This is a genomic window from Limosilactobacillus balticus (assembly GCF_014145615.1).
GTDB lineage: Bacteria > Bacillota > Bacilli > Lactobacillales > Lactobacillaceae > Limosilactobacillus > Limosilactobacillus balticus.
Genome location: NZ_JACIVH010000065.1, coordinates 77,186 through 95,297 on the forward strand (window position 1 = coordinate 77,186; position 18,112 = coordinate 95,297).

The following is an 18,112-nucleotide window of genomic DNA, read 5'->3' on the forward strand; positions in this document are numbered from 1 at the left end:
TAATTATAAATATTAATTAGTCAAATTGATTTGTTATTGGAGGAAATAAAATGTCAGCAAAATGGGAACGCGATAGCGATGCCAGCAAAGGTACATTGACATTTGAAATTGATGTCGACACTATTAACAAGGGAATTGACGAAGCTTTCGTTGAGACTCGTAAAAAGATCACTGTTCCGGGCTTCCGGAAGGGTCGTGTCCCTCGTCAAATCTTTAACCAAATGTACGGTGAAGAATCATTATATCAAGATGCCTTAAACAAGGTATTACCTGACGCATATAATGAAGCAGTAAAGGAAACTAATATTCAACCTGTAGATCAACCTAAGATTGATATCAAGAGTATGGAAAAAGGTCAACCATGGGTATTAACTGCTGAAGTTGACGTTATGCCAGAAGTTAAATTAGGTGAATACAAGGGTATGGAAGTTCCTGCTCAAGACACCACTGTTACTGATGCTGATGTTGATGATGCACTTGAAACTAAGCGTCAACAACAAGCTGAACTTGTATTAAAAGAAGATAAGCCAGCCGAAAAGGGTGACACTGTTGTTATTGATTACAAGGGTAGCGTTGATGGTGAAGAATTTGATGGCGGTTCAGCTGAAAACTACTCACTAGAATTAGGCTCAGGATCATTTATTCCGGGCTTTGAAGATCAATTAATCGGTCACAACGCTGATGAAGATGTTGATGTAAATGTTACCTTCCCAGAAGACTACCATGCTAAGAATCTTGCTGGCAAGGATGCACTTTTCAAGGTTAAGATTCACGAAATCAAGGAAAAGCAATTGCCAGAACTCGACGACGATTTCGCTAAGGATGTTGACGAAGATGTTGATACTTTAGCTGAATTGAAGGAAAAGACTAAGAAGCAACTTCAAGAAGAAAAGGATAACCAAGCTAAGGCTGCTATTGAAGATGCTGCTATCAACAAGGCTGTTGCTAATGCAGAAATCCAAGACATTCCACAAGCAATGTTGGATGATGACACTAACCGTCAAATGCAACAATACTTAGCAGGTATGCAACAACAAGGTATCAGTCCTCAAATGTACTTCCAAATTACTGGCACAAAGGAAGAAGATTTGAAGAAGCAATTTGCTAATGATGCTGCTCAACGTGTAAAGACTAACCTTGTCTTAGAAGCAATTGTTAACGATGCTAACTTAGATGCTACTGATGAAGAAATTGCTAAAGAAATTTCTGACCTTGCAAAGCAATACGGTATGGAAGAAGATGCTGTTAAGAAGGCATTATCTAAAGACATGTTAATGCATGATATTAAGATCCGTAAGGCTGTTGACTTAGTTGCTGATTCAGCAAAGCAAGTTAAGGATGACAAAAAGTCTGACAAGTAATTTGTTAAATAATTACTAATCAATGAGGCTGGGAGAAAACAGTGGTTTTCTTCCAGCCTCGCTATTTTAACCAAATATTAGTAAGAGAAAGTAGAAAATAATTTACTGAGTAATTTAGTCGAAATTAAACAGTAATTTTGTTATTATGTTCTAATAAGTCTTAGAGGAGGTTCATTTATGTTTGAAGATACCACTGGTATGGATTCAGTTCACTGTTCATTTTGTGGAAAGTCCCAAGATGAAGTGAAAAAAATTGTTGCTGGTCCTGGCGTCTATATTTGTAACGAATGTGTTGACCTTTGTAAACAAATTATTGATCAGGAATTAGCAGAAGATGAAGCTAAAAAAGCTTTCCGTGTGCCAACTCCAGGAGAGATTGTTAATGAACTGGATGACTATGTAATTGGTCAAGGTGACGCTAAAAAAACATTAGCAGTTGCTGTTTATAACCACTATAAGCGAGTTAATGCAATGATGAGTGGTGATAATAATGATACAGAGCTTCAGAAGAGTAATATTGCCGTAATTGGTCCAACTGGTTCTGGGAAGACCTACCTTGCCCAGTCTCTTGCTCGCATTCTAAATGTTCCATTTGCAATTGCGGATGCTACAACTTTGACTGAAGCTGGATATGTTGGTGAAGATGTTGAGAATATTATCCTTAAACTACTTCAGGCTGCTGACTTTGATGTAGAGCGTGCTGAAAAAGGAATCATTTACATTGACGAAATCGATAAGATCGCAAAGAAGAGTGAAAACGTATCAATTACACGGGATGTTTCTGGAGAAGGTGTCCAACAAGCCCTTTTGAAGATTCTTGAAGGAACAATTGCTAATGTACCGCCTCAGGGAGGACGTAAGCATCCACAACAAGAGTTTATCCAAGTCGACACAAAGAATATCCTCTTTATTGTTGGGGGAGCCTTTGATGGAATCGAAACAATTGTTAAGGAACGACTAGGTGATAAGACAATTGGATTTGGAACAGACTCACGAGAAGCTGAAGAGGTTACTGATAAAAATATTTTGCAACATGTTATTCCAGAAGATCTTCTTAAGTTTGGTCTAATTCCAGAATTTATTGGACGATTACCTGTAATGACTGCTCTTGAAAAACTTGACGAAGATGACCTTGTTCGAATCCTTACTGAGCCAAAAAATGCATTAGTTAAGCAATATCAAGAGCTAATCCGCCTTGATGGAAGTAAGCTGACTTTTACGGATGGTGCATTGCGAGCAATGGCACAACTAGCAATCAAGCGGAATACAGGTGCTCGCGGTTTACGTTCGATTATTGAAGATGTAATGCGGGATGTAATGTTTGACTTGCCGAGTCGTAAAGATGTAGAAAAGGTAATTATTGAGAAACGATGTGTAACACAACATACAGAACCTCGTTACGTTTTAAAGGATGAAAAAGCTTCTTAATGAAATGAGGTAAGCAAATGGAAGTTCACAATGTAGATTTAACAATCAGTGCCGTAAGTGATGAACAATATCCTAAAACAAATATTCCAGAAATTGCTTTAGTTGGTCGTTCAAATGTTGGGAAGTCATCGTTGACAAACGTTCTAATCAATCGTCGCAATTTTGCTCATACGTCTAGTCAACCAGGTAAAACGCAGACGTTAAATTTCTATGACGTTGAGGATAAAGTATGTTTTGTCGACGTTCCAGGGTATGGGTATGCCAAAGTCTCGAAAAAAGAGCGAGAACGATTTGGGAAAATGATTGAACAATACTTAACCCAACGTGAACAACTACGCGGAGTTATTCAATTAGTTGATGCACGGCATGAACCAACCCCTGATGATGTAAATATGTATAATTGGTTACAATATTATAATATTCCAACATTAATCGTCGGAACGAAGATTGATAAGGTAAAACGGAGTGCATGGAATCGACAACTAAGTCTTATCAAAAAGACCCTTGATGTTGAAAATTCAACACCAATTATTCTATTTTCAGCAACAGAGAAAAAGGGTAAAGATGATGTTTGGCAGTGGATTGAAGAGCGAATGGGGAAGAACTAAGTTGGATTTTAATGAATACCAAAGTGCAGCAAAACGAACCCTATATGGGAACGAACAAGTTTTAACAAATTGTGCATTAGGATTAGCTGGTGAGTCAGGACAAGTCGTTGATTTAGTAAAAAACTATACTTTTCGTAGTCGAAAATTAGATCGTAAGGAACTAATCCACGAAATGGGTGATGTCTTATGGTATTTATCTCAAATTGCAGAATGGGCCGATATTCCATTTGACGAGGTTGCCAAGGCAAATATTGAAGAATTAAATCAGCGCTATCCGACTGGTTTTAAAAAACAAGATTAAAAATAAGCGGGGATATGAGTGATCACATCTCCGCTTTTGCATTATTTCTTTTCTTTATCCTTGTTATCTTTTTCTTTTTTGTCGTCGTTTTTTTTAGTTGCTTTTGGTTTTTTAGGGTCAACCGCAAATTGATCAAATAATTTATCAAGCTGTTCGCTTCTTCTAGTAACTAATCCCATTTTTTTAGCTCCTTTTTTATATTTGACAAAATGCTAGCATAAATTTTACTAAATGTACAATTATTTCTAAACACTTTCTTTGCCTTAATGATGATTTTTCAGATATAATATATTGTTAGATAATTTTTCGGAGGGATTTTGCGATGGCCAGTGAACACTTGGAGCATAAACTAGCATTGTTACCTGATAAGCCAGGTTGCTACCTGATGAAAAACATTAATGATCAGATAATTTATGTTGGTAAAGCTAAAAATTTAAAGAATCGGGTTCGCTCTTACTTTAAGAGTAGTCATACCGGTAAAGTAGCTAAAATGGTTTCGGAAGTTGTAGATTTTGAAACTATTGTGACTTCGACTAATAAGGAGTCATTTTTGCTTGAAATAACGTTGATTCAAAAACATCAACCTTATTTCAATATCAAATTAAAAAAGGGAACCGGTTACCCCTATATAAAAATAACGAATGAGCGGGATCCACAAATTAAAATTGTTAGTAAAATAAAAAAAGACGGAGGATATTATTTTGGCCCCTATCCTAATGTCTATGCAGCAGAAGAGACAATGCATTTCATTCAAAAGGTCTACCCATTACGACGGTGTAATGGATATCAAGGACGTCCTTGCTTGTATTATCATATGGGACAATGTTTAGGTGCTTGTTTTAAAGAAGTTTCTACAAGTGAGTATAAAGAGCAAATTAAGAAAATTAAGTCATTTTTGAATGGGAACACAGCAACAGTTAAGCAACAGTTAACTAAAAAGATGCAACGAGCAGCAGAAAATATGGAATTTGAACGAGCAGCTGAAATTCGAGATCAGATTCACTATATTGAAGTGACGGTTGAAAAACAAAAGATTATTTCAAATGATAAGACCCCTCGTGATTTATTCAATTTCTATATGGATAAAGGGTGGCTTTCTATTCAAATTTTCTTTATTCGGCAGGCACGGTTAATGAAACGAGAAAAACGCCTATTTCCAATTGTTGATACGGCAGTTGAAGAAATGACTAGCTTTATTCTCCAGTTTTATAATCGTCGTAATAATATTTTGCCTCACGAAATTCTCCTTCCCAAGGGCCTTCCCAATAAGGAAATAAGCGAAATATTAGGAGTACCGGTTCGGACCCCTGTTCGTGGTGAAAAGCGAGATCTTTTAGCAATGGCACATGAAAATGCTCAGTTGTCTTTAGATGAAAAATTTCGGCTGCTTGAGATGGACCAAAGTAAAACTACGGGTGCGATGAAAGAGATTACGGATGCTCTTGGACTTCCTGAAGGTCACCGGATTGAAGCATTTGATCATTCTCATATTCAGGGGGCTGATCCTGTTAGTGCAATGGTTGTATTTATTAATGGAGAGCCAGCTAAAAACTTTTACCGGAAGTATAAATTGAAAACGGTGATTAATCATGCTGACGAAGCTGCCAGTACCCGGGAAGTTATTCGGCGGAGGTATTCGCGTCTCTTAAAAGAAAACAAGCCAATGCCTGATATGATTTTTATGGATGGTGGGGAAATTCAGATGGACGCGGCTAAAGATATTTTAGAGAATGAACTTGGTCTCGATATTCCTGTAATAGGGATGGTAAAGAATGATAAACACCAAACAGCTGACTTATTGTTCGGGGATGATGACCACCATATTAATTTAAATCCACGTAGCCAAGGCTTTTACTTAGTTCAGCGCATTCAAGATGAGGTTCACCGGTTTGCGATTACTTTCCACCGTCGGGTTCATACCAAACATTCTTTGAGTTCGCGTTTGGATGAAATTAAAGGAGTAGGGCCGCGGACTCGGACAAAATTACTTAAAAAATATGGATCAATTACCAAAATCGCTCAGGCATCGGTTGATGAAATTCATTCACTAGGAATTAATCGACCTACCGCCCAGTTAATCAAGGTTTCATTGCAGAAAAATGCTGAGGTAGCGAAGGGTAGTAGTCATGATTGAGTTTTGACAGGCTTGTAAATTTTAAATATACTAAATAATAGACTAAAGAACGGAGACAATCATTATGAATATGTTTGTTGATCAAATAAAAATTGAAGTACATGCAGGTAAGGGTGGCGATGGAATGGTAGCATTTCGTCGTGAAAAATATGTTCCTAATGGTGGCCCAGCCGGTGGGGATGGTGGCCGTGGTGGCAGCATCATTTTAAAAGTTGATGAAGGATTACGGACTTTAATGGATTTCCGTTATCACCGAATTTTTAAAGCTAAAAATGGTGGCAATGGGATGAGTAAACAGATGACTGGTCCAAGTGCAGAAGATACAATTATTGCTGTTCCTCAAGGGACTACTGTTAGGGATCTTGATACAGGGGAGATTATTGGTGATCTTGTTGAAAAAGATCAAGAATTAGTAGTTGCTAAAGGTGGCCGTGGTGGCCGCGGCAACATTCACTTTGCCAGTGCTAAAAATCCTGCTCCTGAAATTGCGGAAAATGGTGAACCAGGAGAAGATCATTACTTGGAATTAGAATTAAAGATGCTTGCTGATGTCGGATTAATTGGCTTTCCTTCTGTTGGAAAATCTACTTTATTATCAGTAGTAACTGGCGCTAAACCTAAAATTGCTGCATATGAATTTACGACTTTAACTCCTAATCTGGGGATGGTAATGTTACCAGATGGTCGTGATTTTGCAATGGCCGATATGCCGGGTTTAATTGAAGGAGCATCGAAGGGTGTCGGCCTTGGTTTGAAGTTCTTACGACACATTGAACGTACGCGCGTTCTTCTTCACCTGGTTGATATGAGTAGCGAAGATCCCCATCAAGCGATTGAACGTTACCGGCAAATTAATAAGGAACTTGCCAATTATGATCCTGAGCTATTAAAGCGACCACAAATTATAGTTGCGACGAAGATGGACTTGCCAAATTCTGCCGATAACTTAGCTGCTTTTAAAGCTGATTTGGCAGCAGATAAGACTTTAGAAAAGCAGCCAGAAATTTTCCCTATTTCAGCGGTTACTCATCAAGGTGTTCAACAATTAATGCAATTAACTGCTGATCTCTTAGATAAGACGCCAGCATTTGATAGTGAAAGTCATGATAAAGAATTGGTCGCTGAATATCGTGCTGCTGCTCCTGACAAGAAAGATGAAGCGGACTTTACCATTACCAAGGATGAAGACGGCACTTGGGTATTGGGCGGTGAAAAGCTTATTCGGTTATTTAAGATGACTGATTTAACTCATGAAGAAAGTCAATTACGCTTTGCTCGTCAACTTCGCCATATGGGGGTTGATGACGCGTTAAGAGCTAAAGGTGTACAAGATGGCGATCTTGTAAGAATTGAAAAATTTGTTTTTGAATTTATTCAATAAAATTATACGTAGCAAAGGTAGGAAAAATATAAATGCAACTTGAATTTTTAGGAACAGGCGCTGGTTCCCCAAGTAAGCAACGTAATGTAGCAAGTGTTGCATTGCGGTTGTTAGAAGAACGAAACGCAATTTGGCTATTTGATGTGGGAGAAGCTACTCAACATCAAATTCTCAATACGACAATTAGGCCACGAAAGATAGAAAAAATCTTTATTACTCACTTACATGGTGATCATATCTTTGGTTTACCTGGTTTGCTAAGTTCCCGCTCTTTTCAAGGAGGAACCGAACCGCTAACTATCTATGGACCAGTAGGAATAAAGCGATATGTTCAGACTTCTTTACAAGTAAGTGAGTCACGTCTCAGTTATCCTTTGCATTTTGTTGAAATAACAGATGACGGGGAACTATTTAATGATCATGGCTTCAGAGTGATTGCACGGAAGTTAGATCATAAAATTGCGTGTTTTGGATACCGAATTGAAGAAGCGGATCATCCGGGAGAATTACAGGTTGAAAAATTACGAGAACAAAAAGTACCATCTGGACCAGTTTATGGTCAACTAAAAGCTGGAAAAAAGGTTACCCTTCCAGATGGTCGAGTATTAGATGGTCATGACTTTATTGGTACCCCCCAACCTGGACGTACTGTTGCAATTTTAGGTGATACTAGACAAACGAAGAATGCAATTCTGTTAGCGCAAAATGCAGATGTATTAGTGCATGAAAGTACTTTTGCTAAAGATGAGACAAAGATGGCATACAATTATTACCATTCAACTAGCAAACAAGCAGCTGAAATTGCGAAAAAAGCTGGTGTTAAAAAATTATTGTTAAATCATATTTCAGCACGATACACTGGTAAAGCAGCTTACCAATTGGCATATCAAGTTCGTAATATTATTCCTGACACTCGAGTTGTTAATGATTTTGATGTAATTGACATTCCGTTCAAAAAATGAAAAGAGATGGCAAAAGATGCTGAGAAGAGTAAAGACGTTACGTTTTCTGCGAAATGAAGTTGTATTAATTACTGGTGGTTCAAGTGGAATCGGCAAAGAGTTGGCTTTTGAGGCTGCTCGTCGTGGCGCAATCGTTGTTGTGGCTTCTCGTAATCTTGAGAAGTTGCAAGAAGTAGCTAAAAAATGTCTGATTTTATCAGGTCGTCCAGCATTTGCTTATCAATTAGATGTCACCGATCCTGACCAAATTGATGATGTGCTCTCAAAGGTTCAGCATGAAGTAGGAGGAATCGATGTATTAATTAATTCTGCTGGGCTTGGTGACTTTATTCCTGTAGTTAAGGAATCTTACAGCTCGATGGAAAAAATGGTCCATACAAATCTTTTAGCTTTAATGTATATTAGCCGGTGTGTTGCTAAACAAATGATGGATCAGGGATATGGTGCCATTATTAATATGGGTTCGTTAGCTGGTAAACTGCCTACACCAAATAGCGCTGTATATTCAGCAACAAAAGCTGGAGTGATCCAGTTTGATAATGTTTTGCGAATGGAAGTTGCTGATTATGGTGTCCAAGTGTTGACAGTTAATCCTGGTCCAATTGATACACCTTTCTTTGATAAAGCAGACAATGACTATACTTATCGGGCTCATTTACCAAAGTGGATGTTTATCTCTCCTGAAGACTTAGCTCGACGAATTTGGAATAATGTTGGGTACAAAACAAGGGAAATTAATGTTCCAGGATATGTGGCTTATCTTGGTTGGGCTTATCAAGTTATTCCCGGTTTAGGTGACTGGGCAATTAAGAAATTTTTTGATTTCCAACAAGATAAGAAGAACTTATAATATGCTTCTCTGGGGATTACAGAATTTAGAAACTCCTTTCAAAAAAGGGGGGAAAATAAAAGAGACTGAGTTTATCCCAGCCTCTTGTTTAATTTTGGCGTTGAAATGGTGGTTAATTTTAAATGATTGATGCAAAGTTTAAGTGGAGAATTGCCGATAATGCTTCCTCAGCAATTGTTGATAAGCTTGAAAAAGAGTTAGGCATTTCTAGAATATTAGCAACCTTATTAGCTCAGCAAGGAATCGATTCAACCGAACAGGCAAAAAAATTCTTTGAACCATCGCTGGAAGAGATCCATGATCCAAACTTATTGCATGATATGGATAAAGCAGTTGAGCGAATCGAGCAAGCAGTCGAAAAGCAAGAACAAATTACTATTTATGGTGATTATGATGCAGATGGAATTACTAGTACATCCTTAATGTATGAAACGTTATTATCCATCGGCGCTAATGTTAATTATTATGTGCCAAATCGCTTTACAGATGGATACGGGCCCAACATGGATGCTTATCAACGTCTTATTGATAAGGGTACCCAGCTTTTTATTACAGTGGATAATGGCGTTAGTGGAAAAAATGTTATTGATAAGGTAATGCAAGCAGGAATAGATGTTGTAATTACTGACCACCATGAGTTACCAGCTGACTTGCCTAATGCTGTTGCGATCGTTCACCCTCGCTATCCGGGGAGTAATTATCCTTTTCCTGATTTGTCAGGAGTTGGTGTTGCATTTAAGGTAGCTTGGGCTTTAACTGGTGAGTTTCCGGTTGAAGAACTAGACTTAGTTGCAATTGGTGAAATAGCTGATGTAGTAAATGTTACGGACGAAAATCACGTGTTAGTTTCCTATGGTATTCAGCACTTACGGCAGGGGATGCGTCCGGGGTTAGTAGCTTTAATGAAATTGGCTGATATTAAAGCTAACAATCTAACTGATCAGGATATTGGCTTTGGCATTGCACCACGGCTAAATGCACTTGGCCGAATTGCTGATGCTAATGATGGAGTTAAGTTGCTGACGAGTTTAGATGAGGATGAGGCACAAAAATTAGCTAAAGAGGTAGATCAGGCGAATAAAGAACGGCAGAACCTAGTTGCTGATATTATGAAAGAGGCAGAAAAGCAAGTCAAGAGTTCAGCTAACCAGCAGAAAAGAACCCTATTAATTATTGGAAAAGGTTGGCATCAAGGCGTATTAGGAATTGTTGCTAGTCGGATTATGAATGAGACCGGAAAGCCAACGATTATCGCATCAACTGATCAAAGTAATCCGACCTTAATAAAGGGATCTGGTAGAAGCATTGACAGTTTTAACCTGTTCAATGCCTTAGAGGCTCATCGTGAACTATTTACGACATTTGGCGGACACCCTGCTGCTTGTGGCCTTTCTTTTGATCAGAAAAATATTGTACCTCTGCAAATAGCCTTGGAAGAAGAAGCAGTCAAACAAAAATTTGATCCAACGGTAAAGCAACCTCTTCCAATCGCAATGAAACTTGCGCCAACTGATGTCACCCAACAGTTATATAACGATATTCAACGGGTTGCTCCATTTGGTCCAGGAAATATGGAACCGGTTTTTGAATTAAATAACGTTAAAGTTGTCGATGTCAAAACAATGGGCCAGGAACACCAGCATTTAAAATTTTCGATTGTAAGTGATAAAGAAAATCTAACAGTTGTCGCTTTTGGTCAAGGAAATTTGGCAACACTATTATCTGCGTCGACCGGACAAATTAATTTAGCCGTTAAAGTTAGTCTTAATGAGTGGCGTGGTAAAAAAAGTGTCCAACTGATGTTAGAAGATCTCCAAATTAATGGAACGGTAATTATTGATGAACGAACGAATAAACTAACTCCTCAGCTTTTTAGTTCTTCAGATTATTACATTGTAAGAGAGCCAAGATTGCGAGAAAATATTGCTCCCCATGTGGCTCCTGGCTATACTTTATCGATCGAAGAAGCAATTAAGACTGATTTTTCTGGGCAACAAGTAACGCTGGTTGATTGTCCATCGAGTGAAGAAATGCTAAAACAGATTTTTGCACAGGATGAAGGAGAGCCGGCAACTATTCGCTTATTACTTTATCAGCGAAAAAGTGCCTATTTAGCTGGACTTCCAACACGGAATGATTTTGCACAGCTTTATCGATTTATTTATAAGCAAAAAGAATTAAAATGGCCAATGCAAGTTAAAGCAGTTAGCAATCATTTAAAGATTAATATGGATCGATTAAATCTAATGATTCAAGTGTTTTCTGAAGCAGGATTTGTTACAATAAAAGATGACGTGTTAAAGTTTAATGAGCCAACTAATAAGACTGATTTAACGCAAACTAAACGTTATCAAAAACAATTAGCACAATACAAAGTTGAACAACAGTTGCTTTTTAATGATGCGGCAACGGTTGCTAAATGGCTATTGGAATATCTAAATTTAGAGTAAGGAGACTATTTATCTCATGGCTTTAGACCTTTATAAATACGTAGCTAGTGTTCCTGATTATCCAGAAAAGGGTGTTATTTTTCGGGATATTTTACCCTTAATGGCTGACGGAGCTGCATTTAAGCAAGCTACTGACGAATTAGTTGATTATGCTAAGGATAAAAAGGTAGATATGGTAGTAGGACCAGAAGCGCGAGGCTTTATTGTTGGATGTCCTATTGCTCGTGAATTGGGTGTTGGATTTGCTCCGGCACGGAAAAAAGGTAAGTTGCCAAGAAAAGCAATTAGTGCATCTTATGACTTAGAATATGGAACAGCTACCTTGCAAATGGAAGCCGACGCAATTAAACCAGGACAACGAGTTCTTGTTGTGGATGATCTTTTAGCTACAGGTGGAACAATCTCTGCAACAATTGATATGGTTGAACAAATGGGTGGTATTGTTGTTGGCTGTGCATTCTTAATCGAATTAAAAGATCTTCATGGTCGTGATAAGCTTAAAGATTACGATATGAAGGCATTAATGGAATTTTAATTAGGAGGAGGCTGGGGATACTAGCCTTTTTTCTTTTTAAATTATAGTTGTATATATACAATGAATGCGGGACAATAACATTACGTTGATAAAAAGGAGCCAGTTAATTTATGATTTTCTTAGTAATAATGGGAGCCCTATTTTTAATTTTGGGTGGTTTTTATCTTGCTAATTCATGGCAACAGTACCGTGAATGGAAAAGTGGGACAATCATTGTTGTATTGAGTATTATCGCAATTGTTTATGGTGTGATTAATTTACCTTATTTTCATCATAGTAATTCTACTAGCTCAAGCCAAAGTACTTCATCTTCTCAGGTTGCGCGGTCCAGTAGCTTTTCATCATTTTCAAATGGATTGACAATTGGCAATTCAAGTGCAAATGAAGCGCAACAAGAAAGTAAGACAATGGCTGTTTTGCGTCAAATGCAAAAGGGTTATTCAAAACTAGGGTCAGTTGACTATAACGAAGATAGTAAGACATTCCAGATTACGCCAACTGATGATAATACGGTTGAAGCATTGAAAGCTTTAGCGCAAGATCCAAGTCAGGCTGAACAAATGGGCTGGCCTAACTTAACTAAGTCGATTAAAAGTAATTCAGGACAAGTAGAAAAAGCATTAGGTGAAGGATATTCAATTAGCATTATGAATCCAAGTGATTCTAGTAAGGCGTTGTATACTGCCAAAGACGGCAAAACCACATACGATATTGCTAATCAATAAAACTAAATAACTTAAGATTAGTTCAAGACAGTGGGGCACTTAATGGGTGTCCTTTTTTGTGTAATAAAAAAGCTGATATATCAACGTTTTAACAACTATTGAATATCAGCAAAACTTTAGATAAAGGAGACAAGGGGATTTGAACCCCTGCACGCTTTTACACGCCTAACGGTTTTCGAAACCGTCCTCTTCAGCCACTTGAGTATGTCTCCATTTCAACTTTATTATTGTAACAAAAAAAATGTAAAGCGTAAAGAGAATATCCATCAAGGAAATAGCTATTTAATAATTTTGCAGAAATAATTTCTTGCTGATATGATATTCTAATATTATGATGTAATTTGAAATTTAATTAGGGGATTTTTATGGTAAAAAAATATTATGCAGTCAAAAAAGGTCGTCATCCGGGAATATATAAAACTTGGACTGAATGTCAGAAGGAAGTTAATGGCTATCCAAATGCTAAGTTCAAAAGCTTCTTAACGCTTAAAGGTGCTAATGAGTGGCTTCAGACTACGGGAAATACTGTGCCATCGACTAAAGCAGTTGATTATTCTGATAATATTCTTGTTTATACTGATGGAGGCTCCCGTAATCATGGCAATAAGTTGGGACAGCATGTTAAGGCAGATGATAAAGCGGCCTGGGCTTATTTTATTCAAACTAAAGATCAAGCTTATACAGGAACTGCTGGCAAATTTGGGGCTACTAATAATAAAATGGAGATTACAGCTTTAATCCAAGCACTAACTAAACTATTAGAACTTGGCCTCCAAGATCAACCAATTACAGCGATTTTGGATTCACATTACGTACTAGACCCAATTATGAAAGGCTGGTTAACTAATTGGCAGCGGCGGGGATGGTTAACCGCTGGTGGCAAGCCAGTAGCAAATAAAGAACTATGGGAAGAAATTGTTGCCCTTTTACCTCAGTTCCCTAATTTACATTTTGATTGGACTAAGGGTCATGCAACGAATGCTGGAAATAATAAGGTCGATGAATTACTAAATAAAACGATGGATCAGTTATGATTATTTAACAAGAGGATGATAAGAAATGAGAATTGGTATTGATAAAATGGCTTTTGCAACAACAAATGATTATTTAAACCTTGTTGAATTAGCAAAAAAACGCGGCGTAGATCCCAATAAATTTACCATTGGAATTGGCCAAGATCTACAGGCAGTTATCCCACCTACGCAAGATATTGTAACTTTAGGAGCTACAGCAGCAAAAAAATTGCTTACTCCTGAATTAGAAAAAAATATTTCAACAGTAATTGTGGCAACTGAGTCAGGAATTGACAATTCAAAAGCAAGTGCAATCTACATTAAACACTTATTAGGGCTTAGCGACTTTACCCGAACGGTAGAAATGAAAGAGGCTTGTTATTCTGCGACAGCTGCTATCCAATTTGCAAAGGGAGTAGTGGCGCTTAATCCCCAAGAAACTGTATTGGTGATCGCTGCTGATATTGCCCGTTATGGATTGAATACTCCAGGAGAGGTGACTCAAGGAGCTGGAGCAGTTGCAATGCTGATTTCGCGGAATCCTCACATTCTAACCCTTGAAGATACAACTGTTGCTTACAGTAAGGATATAATGGATTTTTGGCGACCGCTATATGCAACAGAAGCACTAGTAGATGGAAAATACTCTACTAATGTTTATATTGAATTCTTCCTGCAAACTTTTACCCGTTATCAACAATTAACTGGGCGGGAATTAGCGGATTTTGCTGCTCTTACATTTCATATGCCATTTACTAAAATGGGGAAGAAAGGATTAGAAGGGTTGCTCAAAGATCGTAATGACGAAGTAGCTCAACGATTACGAACACAATTAACCGCAAGTCAGCTATTTTCGCGCCAAATTGGTAACCTTTACACTGGCTCCCTATATTTATCATTAATGTCATTGTTACAAAATAGTGACTTAAGAGCTGGAAGTCGAATTGGGTTATTTAGCTATGGTTCTGGTGCAGAAGGAGAGTTCTACACAGGAATCCTAGAAGATGGCTACGAGCATTATATGAATAATATTCAAGAAGAACTAAAGCATCGTCACCAGGTTTCGGTGGCAGAATACGAAAAGCTATTTAGTAGTCAATTAGGAATGAATGACCAGGATATCGAGTTTGATGTTGCTAATGATCCATTACCTTTTGTTCTTAAAGGGCAAAAGGATCATCAACGGATTTATGAAGCTAAATAAAAAATGGAGCCCTAAAATGGACTCCTTTTTTATTAGGTTTAGAAAATATGATCACGAAATAGTCCCACCACTTTACCAAGAATTTTCACATTGTCTAAAAAGATTGGCTCCATCGTATCATTTTCTGGCTGTAAACGAAAACGTGTTTTTTCTTTATAGAATCGTTTGCAAGTAGCTTCATTATCATCATTCATTGCAATAACGATATCACCATTTTTAGCGGTGGATTGTTTACGCACAATTACTTGGTCGCCATTAAAAATCCCTGCCTTAATCATACTGGTTCCACGAATGGTAAGCATAAACAAATCATTATTATCTTGAATGGAAGGAGGTATCGGGAAAAACTCAGTAGCATTTTCGACTGCTAAAATTGGTTGTCCAGCCGTAACAACGCCAAGCATTGGAATTTCTTTTTGAATCGGTTTTACACCTAAAATATCAAGTCCCTTGGGTGTAATCTCAAGTGCTCGAGGCTTAGAAGGGTCTTTTTGTAAGAATCCTTGTTCAATTAAGCGGGAGATGTGTCCATGGACTGTTGAAGTTGAAGACAGGCCAACAGCACTACAAATTTCACGAACAGTCGGTGGATAGCCATGATCTTCAACTTGTTTGTGAATATAATTTAGGACGGCCATTTGTTTATTTTTTGCTACCTTTGCCATATTGACACCTCATTATCATTAATTGTGTTAAGCTTATCATAGATAGATGCATATTTCAAACGTACGTTCGCGATTTGCATTAATTTTATAAAATAAGTAAAATCGACTTTGCTAAGGAGATGATTATAATGGCTGAATCTAAAGAACAAGAAGCTTTATTGAAGCGAATTAATGAACTTGCTCATAAAAATAAAGAAGAAGGCTTAACTGAAGAAGAAACAAAAGAACGAGATCGTTTGAGAAAGGAATATCTTAAAAACTTTAGGGAAGCAATGCGCAGTAATATTGAAATGATGCGGATCTTTGATAAAGAAGGGAAAGAAGTTACTCCTGAAAAAGTTCGTGAAATCCAACGTAAAAAAGGACTTCGTGACGATTAACAGTGATTTGCTCTTTTCAAAAATTACTCTTTCGTGTAAGATGGATAGGTAACGAGCAAAGGAGGAAGTAATTGTGGGTATGACGATCATGCTAATGATTCTTGCATTATTAGTCGGTTTGGTTATCGGCTTCTTTGGTGCACGTAAATACATGGAAAACTACCTCCGCAATAATCCACCGATTTCGGAAGAGATGCTGCGGACAATGATGCTTCAAATGGGACAAAAACCATCAAGTCGTAAATTACATCAAATGATGCAAGCGATGAAAGCACAAGCTAAAAAATCAAATCGTAAATAATATAAAAGGATGTGATATTTATCACATCCTTTTATATTGGAAATTAAAATTCGTCATTCTTCGGCTTTGGAGGAACAATATATTTATAATTAGGATCAATTTGTCGATCTAATTGGTCAAAAGCATCTTGCATTTGCTTTTCTAAATCAGTCTGTACTTCAGGAGTAAGTCGTTGCTTTCGATCAATATAAATAGGCTTTCCAAATGCGATTTGGCGAGGTTTACGGGTAAATAGCTGGCTAAATTTTAGGGGGCCTTGATAAACAGCAGGAACTAAGGGAACGTTTGCCATTTTAGCGATCACAGTGGCCCCGCCTTTTAATTTAGATGAATAGCGTGATCCGCTAGGAAAAATAATGGTCGATAAATCAGTTTTCTTTAAAATTGTAACCGGCTTTTTGATAGCAGACGGTCCAGGATTTTTCCGATCAACTGGATAGGCATTCAACGCTTTTAAGAATTTGCTAGCAATTGGATTCTTAAAAAGTTCTTTTTTAGCCATGAAGCTAAATTTTTTGGGCCATACGGCAAGCGCTAGTAAGACAGGATCCATCCAAGTGCGATGAGGTGCAATAATAATATAATTGCCTTCAGGGATGTTTTCCCGATTGTATATTTTAGGTCGCCCGTTAATCAAATTTAAAAATGGATTAACGATTTTAACGAGGAAAGTGTACAACATGTCAATCTTCCAATCTATAACAAAATTAAGTTTTCGTTCCTCAGTATGACGAAAAAAAGTGGATCTTGCAAGTACAAAAAATAATGGAGGACATAATGGAAAATAAAAATATTCTAAAAAAGGATGAAAGAATTGATCAGTTATATAGTCAGGATGTACAGATAATCCAAAATCCCCATTATTTTGCGTTTTCATTAGATGCTGTCTTATTAGCGAATTTCGTGCGTCCCAATCATCGACAGAAATTGAAAATTGTTGATTTATGCGCTGGAAATGGGGCAATCGGCATTTTTCTCCACGATAAGCTTGGCGGAACATTTACTGAAGTTGAATTACAACCACAGATTGCTGATATGGCTGAACGGACAATTTTGCTAAATGATTTACAAGATCGTTATACCGTCATTAATGATGATATTGCTAATATTAATGATTATATTTCTAAGGATTCGATTGATATTGTCCTTTGTAATCCTCCTTATTTCCCAGTTACAGCCCAAAGCCAGAAGAATCCAAATAAAGCTTTAGCGATTGCTCGTCATGAAATAGCAACTGATTTAGTGACAGTTATTCAAAAGATGAGTGGTTTATTAAAAATGAATGGTCATGGGTATCTTGTGCATCGTCCAGATCGTTTAGGTGAGATTTTACAAGTATGTCAGGAAAACAGATTAGCGCCTAAAAGAATTCAGTTTATTCACCCTAAACCTGATCGTGATGCGAATATTTTGCTGCTTGAAGTGATTAAGGATGGCCGGCCTGGGGGAGTAAAAGTAGTACCACCATTGATTGTTCATGGAGAAGATAACGGGTATACTCCAGCGGTTCAGGAGCTATTATATGGCAAGTGAGAAATACTATATTTATGTATTGTATTGCGCGGATAATAGCCTTTATTGTGGCTTTACCAACAATGTTAAACGACGCTTTCACACCCATCAAACTTATCAAGGGGCAAAATATACTCGTGTGAAAAAGCGTCATCCGCTAAAGCTTATTTATTCAGAAGAATTTGAATCAAAGCATGATGCCTTGAGTGCGGAATATTATTTTAAACATCAAACCCGCCGTCAAAAAGAAAAATTTTTATTAGACCATGGTGTCGATTTATTGAAACTACGGAGGAATTAAG

20 protein-coding genes and 1 tRNA gene are annotated in these 18,112 nt (G+C 37.5%); 17 read left to right on the forward strand and 4 right to left on the reverse strand.

What is annotated here, in order from left to right:
• The first annotated feature begins 50 nt into the window (after positions 1 to 50).
• The 4 genes from tig (at position 51) to H5S10_RS05820 (ending at position 3,698) form a co-directional block, all read left to right on the forward strand.
• Complete coding sequence (tig, locus tag H5S10_RS05805) at positions 51 to 1,361, forward strand: trigger factor (RefSeq protein WP_182589040.1); 1,311 nt, start codon at positions 51 to 53, stop codon at positions 1,359 to 1,361.
• A 177-nt stretch (positions 1,362 to 1,538) separates the two neighbouring features.
• Positions 1,539 to 2,789, forward strand: coding sequence for an ATP-dependent Clp protease ATP-binding subunit ClpX (clpX, locus tag H5S10_RS05810; protein ID WP_182586979.1), 1,251 nt, complete (start codon positions 1,539 to 1,541; stop codon positions 2,787 to 2,789).
• Positions 2,790 to 2,806: 17 nt separating this feature from the next.
• Positions 2,807 to 3,397: a ribosome biogenesis GTP-binding protein YihA/YsxC gene (gene yihA, locus H5S10_RS05815; protein ID WP_182589041.1), complete on the forward strand. Its 591-nt coding sequence runs from the start codon at positions 2,807 to 2,809 to the stop codon at positions 3,395 to 3,397.
• A gap of 1 nt (position 3,398) precedes the next feature.
• Entirely contained in the window at positions 3,399 to 3,698 is a 300-nt protein-coding gene (locus tag H5S10_RS05820; protein ID WP_182586978.1) for a nucleoside triphosphate pyrophosphohydrolase family protein, read from the forward strand.
• A 41-nt stretch (positions 3,699 to 3,739) separates the two neighbouring features.
• Here the strand turns inward: H5S10_RS05820 and H5S10_RS05825 are convergent, their stop codons facing one another.
• Positions 3,740 to 3,877, reverse strand: coding sequence for an SPJ_0845 family protein (locus H5S10_RS05825; protein ID WP_003666842.1), 138 nt, complete (start codon positions 3,875 to 3,877; stop codon positions 3,740 to 3,742).
• A 143-nt stretch (positions 3,878 to 4,020) separates the two neighbouring features.
• On the opposite strand from H5S10_RS05825, the gene uvrC reads away from it, so the two are divergent.
• From uvrC to H5S10_RS05860, 7 genes are all read left to right on the forward strand, one after another.
• Positions 4,021 to 5,832, forward strand: coding sequence for an excinuclease ABC subunit UvrC (gene uvrC / locus H5S10_RS05830; protein WP_182586977.1), 1,812 nt, complete (start codon positions 4,021 to 4,023; stop codon positions 5,830 to 5,832).
• 64 nt (positions 5,833 to 5,896) lie between these two features.
• Entirely contained in the window at positions 5,897 to 7,213 is a 1,317-nt protein-coding gene (obgE, locus tag H5S10_RS05835) for a GTPase ObgE (protein ID WP_182586976.1), read from the forward strand.
• A gap of 32 nt (positions 7,214 to 7,245) precedes the next feature.
• Entirely contained in the window at positions 7,246 to 8,175 is a 930-nt protein-coding gene (gene rnz / locus H5S10_RS05840; protein WP_182586975.1) for a ribonuclease Z, read from the forward strand.
• Between the two features lie 16 nt (positions 8,176 to 8,191).
• The gene (locus H5S10_RS05845) at positions 8,192 to 9,025 is read left to right on the forward strand and encodes an SDR family NAD(P)-dependent oxidoreductase (RefSeq protein WP_153707173.1); all 834 of its coding nucleotides are present in this window, start codon (positions 8,192 to 8,194) and stop codon (positions 9,023 to 9,025) included.
• A gap of 122 nt (positions 9,026 to 9,147) precedes the next feature.
• Positions 9,148 to 11,475, forward strand: coding sequence for a single-stranded-DNA-specific exonuclease RecJ (recJ, locus tag H5S10_RS05850; protein WP_182589042.1), 2,328 nt, complete (start codon positions 9,148 to 9,150; stop codon positions 11,473 to 11,475).
• Positions 11,476 to 11,491: 16 nt separating this feature from the next.
• Entirely contained in the window at positions 11,492 to 12,010 is a 519-nt protein-coding gene (locus tag H5S10_RS05855) for an adenine phosphoribosyltransferase (protein WP_003666848.1), read from the forward strand.
• A 110-nt stretch (positions 12,011 to 12,120) separates the two neighbouring features.
• The gene (locus H5S10_RS05860) at positions 12,121 to 12,735 is read left to right on the forward strand and encodes a DUF308 domain-containing protein (protein ID WP_113896557.1); all 615 of its coding nucleotides are present in this window, start codon (positions 12,121 to 12,123) and stop codon (positions 12,733 to 12,735) included.
• 124 nt (positions 12,736 to 12,859) lie between these two features.
• On the opposite strand, the gene H5S10_RS05865 is transcribed toward H5S10_RS05860, so the two are convergent.
• Positions 12,860 to 12,947, reverse strand: a tRNA-Ser gene (locus H5S10_RS05865).
• Between the two features lie 153 nt (positions 12,948 to 13,100).
• Here H5S10_RS05865 and H5S10_RS05870 point away from each other — a divergent pair.
• Together H5S10_RS05870 and H5S10_RS05875 are read left to right on the forward strand one after the other, a co-directional pair.
• Positions 13,101 to 13,769 (forward strand): ribonuclease H family protein, encoded by a 669-nt coding sequence (locus tag H5S10_RS05870; RefSeq protein WP_182589043.1) that lies wholly within the window; start codon positions 13,101 to 13,103, stop codon positions 13,767 to 13,769.
• A gap of 25 nt (positions 13,770 to 13,794) precedes the next feature.
• Positions 13,795 to 14,952 (forward strand): hydroxymethylglutaryl-CoA synthase, encoded by a 1,158-nt coding sequence (locus H5S10_RS05875; RefSeq protein WP_182589044.1) that lies wholly within the window; start codon positions 13,795 to 13,797, stop codon positions 14,950 to 14,952.
• Between the two features lie 38 nt (positions 14,953 to 14,990).
• On the opposite strand, the gene lexA is transcribed toward H5S10_RS05875, so the two are convergent.
• The gene (gene lexA, locus H5S10_RS05880) at positions 14,991 to 15,617 is read right to left on the reverse strand and encodes a transcriptional repressor LexA (RefSeq protein WP_003666853.1); all 627 of its coding nucleotides are present in this window, start codon (positions 15,615 to 15,617) and stop codon (positions 14,991 to 14,993) included.
• Positions 15,618 to 15,745: 128 nt separating this feature from the next.
• On the opposite strand from lexA, the gene H5S10_RS05885 reads away from it, so the two are divergent.
• Both H5S10_RS05885 and H5S10_RS05890 read left to right on the forward strand, forming a co-directional pair.
• Positions 15,746 to 15,997 carry a DUF896 domain-containing protein gene (locus tag H5S10_RS05885; protein WP_029507850.1) on the forward strand — a complete coding sequence of 84 codons (252 nt, stop codon included), beginning with the start codon at positions 15,746 to 15,748 and terminating at the stop codon, positions 15,995 to 15,997.
• A 73-nt stretch (positions 15,998 to 16,070) separates the two neighbouring features.
• On the forward strand, positions 16,071 to 16,298 hold the full coding sequence (locus H5S10_RS05890) for a YneF family protein (RefSeq protein ID WP_003666855.1): 228 nt from the start codon (positions 16,071 to 16,073) through the stop codon (positions 16,296 to 16,298).
• A 43-nt stretch (positions 16,299 to 16,341) separates the two neighbouring features.
• Here H5S10_RS05890 and H5S10_RS05895 read toward each other — a convergent pair whose 3' ends face one another.
• The gene (locus H5S10_RS05895) at positions 16,342 to 16,980 is read right to left on the reverse strand and encodes a lysophospholipid acyltransferase family protein (RefSeq protein ID WP_182589045.1); all 639 of its coding nucleotides are present in this window, start codon (positions 16,978 to 16,980) and stop codon (positions 16,342 to 16,344) included.
• 95 nt (positions 16,981 to 17,075) lie between these two features.
• Between H5S10_RS05895 and H5S10_RS05900 the strand changes: the two genes are divergently transcribed.
• A complete protein-coding gene (locus H5S10_RS05900; RefSeq protein WP_182589046.1) occupies positions 17,076 to 17,831 on the forward strand; it encodes a tRNA1(Val) (adenine(37)-N6)-methyltransferase in 756 nt (251 codons plus the stop codon).
• Positions 17,821 to 18,111: a GIY-YIG nuclease family protein gene (locus H5S10_RS05905; RefSeq protein WP_169471060.1), complete on the forward strand. Its 291-nt coding sequence runs from the start codon at positions 17,821 to 17,823 to the stop codon at positions 18,109 to 18,111. The genes H5S10_RS05900 and H5S10_RS05905 overlap by 11 nt, the downstream gene beginning before the upstream one ends.
• The last annotated feature ends 1 nt before the right edge of the window (position 18,112 follow it).

Bases quoted from the DNA above. Each gene is read 5' to 3' on its own strand.
- H5S10_RS05825 (WP_003666842.1), bottom strand. From the start codon at position 3,877: ATGGGATTAGTTACTAGAAGAAGCGAACAGCTTGATAAATTATTTGAT.
- yihA (WP_182589041.1), top strand. From the start codon at position 2,807: ATGGAAGTTCACAATGTAGATTTAACAATCAGTGCCGTAAGTGATGAA.
- H5S10_RS05845 (WP_153707173.1), top strand. From the start codon at position 8,192: ATGCTGAGAAGAGTAAAGACGTTACGTTTTCTGCGAAATGAAGTTGTA.
- H5S10_RS05855 (WP_003666848.1), top strand. From the start codon at position 11,492: ATGGCTTTAGACCTTTATAAATACGTAGCTAGTGTTCCTGATTATCCA.
- rnz (WP_182586975.1), top strand. From the start codon at position 7,246: ATGCAACTTGAATTTTTAGGAACAGGCGCTGGTTCCCCAAGTAAGCAA.
- H5S10_RS05875 (WP_182589044.1), top strand. From the start codon at position 13,795: ATGAGAATTGGTATTGATAAAATGGCTTTTGCAACAACAAATGATTAT.
- H5S10_RS05860 (WP_113896557.1), top strand. From the start codon at position 12,121: ATGATTTTCTTAGTAATAATGGGAGCCCTATTTTTAATTTTGGGTGGT.
- clpX (WP_182586979.1), top strand. From the start codon at position 1,539: ATGTTTGAAGATACCACTGGTATGGATTCAGTTCACTGTTCATTTTGT.
- obgE (WP_182586976.1), top strand. From the start codon at position 5,897: ATGAATATGTTTGTTGATCAAATAAAAATTGAAGTACATGCAGGTAAG.
- H5S10_RS05870 (WP_182589043.1), top strand. From the start codon at position 13,101: ATGGTAAAAAAATATTATGCAGTCAAAAAAGGTCGTCATCCGGGAATA.
- tig (WP_182589040.1), top strand. From the start codon at position 51: ATGTCAGCAAAATGGGAACGCGATAGCGATGCCAGCAAAGGTACATTG.
- lexA (WP_003666853.1), bottom strand. From the start codon at position 15,617: ATGGCAAAGGTAGCAAAAAATAAACAAATGGCCGTCCTAAATTATATT.
- recJ (WP_182589042.1), top strand. From the start codon at position 9,148: ATGATTGATGCAAAGTTTAAGTGGAGAATTGCCGATAATGCTTCCTCA.
- H5S10_RS05895 (WP_182589045.1), bottom strand. From the start codon at position 16,980: ATGTTGTACACTTTCCTCGTTAAAATCGTTAATCCATTTTTAAATTTG.
- H5S10_RS05885 (WP_029507850.1), top strand. From the start codon at position 15,746: ATGGCTGAATCTAAAGAACAAGAAGCTTTATTGAAGCGAATTAATGAA.
- H5S10_RS05900 (WP_182589046.1), top strand. From the start codon at position 17,076: ATGGAAAATAAAAATATTCTAAAAAAGGATGAAAGAATTGATCAGTTA.
- uvrC (WP_182586977.1), top strand. From the start codon at position 4,021: ATGGCCAGTGAACACTTGGAGCATAAACTAGCATTGTTACCTGATAAG.
- H5S10_RS05905 (WP_169471060.1), top strand. From the start codon at position 17,821: ATGGCAAGTGAGAAATACTATATTTATGTATTGTATTGCGCGGATAAT.